This window comes from Xanthobacter sediminis, from assembly GCF_043195015.1.
Taxonomy (GTDB): Bacteria; Pseudomonadota; Alphaproteobacteria; order Rhizobiales; family Xanthobacteraceae; genus Xanthobacter.
The window spans coordinates 1-4534 of record NZ_JBAFWH010000040.1; the positions used below are offsets into that span (position 1 = coordinate 1).

4 protein-coding genes are annotated in these 4534 nt (G+C 68.2%); 3 read left to right on the forward strand and 1 reads right to left on the reverse strand.

Features of this window, described 5'->3' with window-relative positions; genetic code table 11:
- Window positions 1–168 precede the first annotated feature (168 nt).
- Genes V5F61_RS20985 through V5F61_RS20995 form a run of 3 tightly spaced genes read left to right on the forward strand, consistent with a single transcriptional unit; the run spans window position 169 to window position 3351 of the window.
- Window positions 169–1416: a tyrosine-type recombinase/integrase gene (locus tag V5F61_RS20985; protein WP_393990625.1), complete on the forward strand. Its 1248-nt coding sequence runs from the start codon at window positions 169–171 to the stop codon at window positions 1414–1416.
- Window positions 1413–2363, forward strand: coding sequence for a tyrosine-type recombinase/integrase (locus tag V5F61_RS20990; RefSeq protein WP_394104082.1), 951 nt, complete (start codon window positions 1413–1415; stop codon window positions 2361–2363). The genes V5F61_RS20985 and V5F61_RS20990 overlap by 4 nt, the downstream gene beginning before the upstream one ends.
- Window positions 2356–3351, forward strand: coding sequence for a tyrosine-type recombinase/integrase (locus V5F61_RS20995; protein WP_393990611.1), 996 nt, complete (start codon window positions 2356–2358; stop codon window positions 3349–3351). Before V5F61_RS20990 ends, V5F61_RS20995 begins: the two co-directional genes overlap by 8 nt.
- 25 nt (window positions 3352–3376) lie before the next feature.
- Here the strand turns inward: V5F61_RS20995 and V5F61_RS21000 are convergent, their stop codons facing one another.
- Window positions 3377–4420 (reverse strand): DUF7146 domain-containing protein, encoded by a 1044-nt coding sequence (locus tag V5F61_RS21000; RefSeq protein ID WP_393990613.1) that lies wholly within the window; start codon window positions 4418–4420, stop codon window positions 3377–3379.
- Window positions 4421–4534 lie beyond the last annotated feature (114 nt).

Consider the following 4534-nt stretch of genomic DNA (forward strand, 5'->3'; position numbering starts at 1 on the left):
ATTATGTTGCGCCGAGGGTTATGTTGCGGGCGCGCGCCAGGCCGTTGTGTTACGATGGATCGGCAGCTCTTGCGCAACATAATCTCTGTCTGAGCGGTTTCGACCAACATAGCTTCCGCCGCCCCGCTCCGTCGGGAAGATCAAGCCTCCAACAACATGGAGGCCAGCGTGTTCGATGACATCTTCTTCCCCCACACCGCCGACAAGTATCGGGCGGCGCCGCTCGCAGAGCAGCGGGAGCGATACCTTGCTCATCTGAAGGCGACCGGCACGAGACGATCAACCTTGCGCAAGTGTGCCAACGATCAGCTGAGCTTGGTGCGCCTTCTGGACCTTAAAGATGGCGACCGGGTGAGCCGGTCGCGGATCGAGGCCGCCGCGGCGCTATGGGCGCAGCCGAGGGGACGCCGGTGCGATCGGGCCGCGTCGTCCAAGACGCGCGACCGCTTCGCCAGCCACGGTGTTCGATGGCTCACCTTTCTGGGCTGGCTCGAAGATGATGGCGACTGCCGCCATCCGCATCATGGCGAGGTCCAGGCCTTTGCACGATGGTCGCGCGAGGATCGTGGGCTCTCCGATGCGACCGTGCAAAGCTACTGCAAGGCGGCCGACCACTTCTTCGGCCAGCTGGTTGCCAAAGGCGTCCGGCTGAGCGCCGTCGGCATGGCCGACATCGACGATGCCATGGCGGCGGAGCACGAGCGTGGCGCCTGGAGCCGCCGGACGAGACATGATTATGCGCAGCGGCTAAGGGCGTTCTTCCTGTACGCCGAGATGCGCGGCTGGTGCCGAGCGGGCCTCGCTGCGGGCATCGTGGCACCCTGCTTCATGGCCGACGAGGGCGTGCCGAAGGGGCTGCGGCGCGAGGATGTCGTGCGCCTGCTGGCGTCGGTTGGGGGCGACCGCCCGGTCGACAAGCGCGACCGGGCCATCCTGATGCTGTTCATCGGGTACGGGCTTCGGACCGGAGAGGTCGGTGGGCTGCGGCTGGACGATTTGGACTGGGAGAACGCCATGCTTCGGGTCCGCTGCCCGAAGCCGGGTCGGACCCATCTATGGCCGCTGTCGCAGGGCGTCGGCCACGCCATCCTGCGCTACATCAGGGAGGCGCGGCCGTCCGGCTTCGGGCGCAGTCTCTTCTTCACGACGCGCGCGCCCATCCGCCCGCTCGACCGAAGAGCCTTGGGCAAGATCGTCAGCGACCGGCTGGCCGGCATCGGCATCGTCACCGGACGACGTGGGGCTCACGCCCTGCGGCATGCGGCGGCCCAGCACCTCCTGGATCAGGGTACATCGATGAAGGTGATCGGGGACTTCCTCGGCCATCGCGATCCGTCCTCCACCACGATCTACGCCAAGGTCGACCTCGCAGCGCTTCGCGAGGTGGCCGCTCTCGACCTGGAGGGCCTGGCATGATCCTGCGCGAGGCGATCGAACGCTATGTGCTCTGGCGACGGGCTCACGGCGCGAAGTTCACGACCGGGGCTAGACTTCTGCGCCGCTTCCTTGACCATGCTGATGGCGACGTCGCCTGCGACGCGGTCACCACGGGGCAGGTCCTGGCCTACCTGGCAGGCGAGGGCCCGCCGACGCGTCACCGCGAGAACAGATACTATGCGCTTGCCGGCTTCTGGCGTCACGCGATCAGCCGCGGCCATGCGACCCGCTCGCCCATGCCGGTCGATGCGCCGAGGTCGCCCGTTCGGGCGCTCCCTTACATCTACTCGCGCGACGAGCTTGCACGCCTCTTCGATCCCGCGACCGTGGAGGCAAGCCGGCGCGGCGCGGTCCAGCTGGATGCGGTGACGTTCCGCACCCTGCTTCTCCTGCTGTACGCGGCGGGGTTACGCTTTGGTGAGGCGACCCGGCTCACGTTGGCCGACGTCGATCTGGCGAACGCCGTCCTGACCATCCGGGCCACGAAGTTCTACAAGAGCCGCCTAGTTCCGGTCGGACCACAGCTCGCAGCGGTACTGGACCGACACGTCTCCCTGCGTGGGCGCGGCGGGCTTGCCCAAGGCGAGAACGCCTTGCTCTTGGCGAACCAGGACGGAACTCGGCTCGCGAGCAGCACCGTGCAGGCCGCGTTCGACACGCTGCGACGCGTCGTCGGGATCCACCGCGCGGCAGGTGGTCGGAAGGTCCCGCGCCTGCACGACCTTCGGCACAGCTTCGCGGTCCATCGCCTGACGAGCTGGTATCGGCAGGGCGCCGATGTGCAACGGCTGCTGCCGGTGCTCTCCACCTATCTCGGTCACGCCGATCTGGAGGGCACGAAGGTCTACCTGTCGATGACGCCGGAACTGCTGGAACAGGCGTCGCTGCGGTTCGCCCGCTATGCAGAGGGAGGTCGGCATGTCTGACCTCGCAGCCCTCGGCCCCTGGCTCCGCCGATTCCTGTGCGAGCACATCGTCACCGAACGCAATCTCGCCCGGAACACCCGTAAGAGTTACCGCGACACCTTCAGTCTGCTGCTGCCCTTCATCAGCCGCAAGGTGCGCAAGCCCGTGGACCGGTTGGCCGTGTGGGACCTGACGTCCGGACACGTGCTGCAGTTCCTCGCCCATCTCGAGACGGATCGAGGTTGCACCGCCCGGACCCGCAATCAGCGGCTTGCCGCCATCCGGGCGTTTGCGCGCTTCGTCGGCAGCCGCGACCCGGCCCATGTCGAGTGGTGCGGTCACATCCGGGCCATCGCGTCGAAGAGGTCCATGCCGCCGCCGGTCGGATGGCTGACCCGGGCGGAGATGGAGGCGATGCTCGCGACGCCCGACCGCAAGACGCGGCGCGGCCGGAGCGAGTACGCGCTTCTGCTCTTCCTCTACAACACCGGCGCAAGAGTCTCCGAAGCCACGGGGCTGAGGGTGCGCGATCTGCAAATCGGGTCACGGAACGGCGGGCACGATCTCGCCACCCTGCACGGCAAAGGCGGCAGGACGCGGCACTGCCCGCTATGGCCGGAAACCGAGCGCGTTCTGGTGGACGAGATCAGCGGTCGCGCGACCGAAGACGCTGTGTTCGTCAGCCGGCTCGGGACGCCCTTCACCCGCTTCGGGGTGTACCGCCTCATCGAGCGTTGTGCGGCCAAGGTCCCGGGACTGGCCGATCGGACGATAACGCCGCACATGATCCGGCACACCACTGCCTGCCACTTGGTCCTCGCCGGCGTGGACATCAACACCATCCGTGCCTGGCTCGGACACGTGTCGATCAGCACGACCAACATCTATGCCGAGATCGACCTCACGCTGAAGGCCAACGCCGTCGCGCTCTGCGAGGTGGGGCAGCCACGGCCTGCTCGCTCATGGAAGGAGGACAAGGACCTCATGGCCTTCCTGAAGGCCTTGTGAGTCGGAGACGGGGTACCGGCGTCGGTCACCCTGTCCTCGCCATCCTCCGCCGCATGAAGCGGACCGCATCCTGCGGGACGAGCTGAGCGCGCACCGACGCACGAACGGCGCCGAGGCCGAACGCGAGCAGGTCCTCGTTGAAGTCCCCAAGTTGCGGGGAAAGGACCAGCGCCTCGACGCCAGCGGCTTCGGCGGCCTCGGTGAGCGCCGCGACCGCCGTCTCGCCTGCGGCATCGGCATCGCGCGCGATGTAGAGCCTACGGAGCCCTGGCGGGAACTGGAGAGAAGCGAGATGGCTGGCTGAGAGCGCGGCCGCCATCGGCATGGCGGGCATCGCGCATCGCAGCGACAACATCGTCTCGATACCCTCGCCGGCAGCGAGGACGTCGCCGGCCGCGCCGAACCGAACGGCATGCCCGAGAAGAACGCCCATGGCTCGTCGCGGCGTGTCGATCGGCGCCTTGCCCAAGCCGTCCGGGGCAAGCCAGGTACGATGCACGCCGGTGACGGCGCCGGAAAGATCGGTGACCGCCGCGATCATCGCCGGCCAGATCTCGGTCGGCGCACGCTCGTCCGGACGATACCAGCAGCGCGGATGAAAGCGGAGGGCCTCACATCCCCTCAGGTCCGTGATCCCGCGGGCGCGCAGGTACGCCTCGGCCAAGGTGCCGACGATCGGCTTCGTGATGGCCCAGAGCCGCCGCGCCGCCTCGGGCGAACCGGTCGGAGCGGGCGGTCTCGGCTCATATGGCGGTTCGGCGCGGGGCAGCGACAGGAAGCGCCGGGCCTCCTCCGCGACGTCGCGGAACTGAGTCAACCCGCAGCTCTCGCGGATCACGTCGAGCAGATCGCCGTGCTCGGCCGAGGCGGCATCGGTCCAATGCCCGGCTGCGCCGGAGCCGGAATCCGGCCCGCTCAACCGCACGAACATCGACCGGCCCGGCGCGTTGCGCGCGTCGCCCACCGTCCAGTAGCGGCCCTGGCGTCGGCCCTTGGAGAGGTAATGGCGGCAGACTGCCTCGGCGTCGCGGGCGAGGTGCCGCGACAGCTCGGAAGCGTCGCGGGGCATCACGCGACCCTCCCTGACGGGCTGAGGTTATGTTGTGCAGAATCTGCCGATCGCTCGCAACACCGCCGCCCGGCGCGGGGCCGCAACATAACCCTCGGCGCAACATAATCGGTC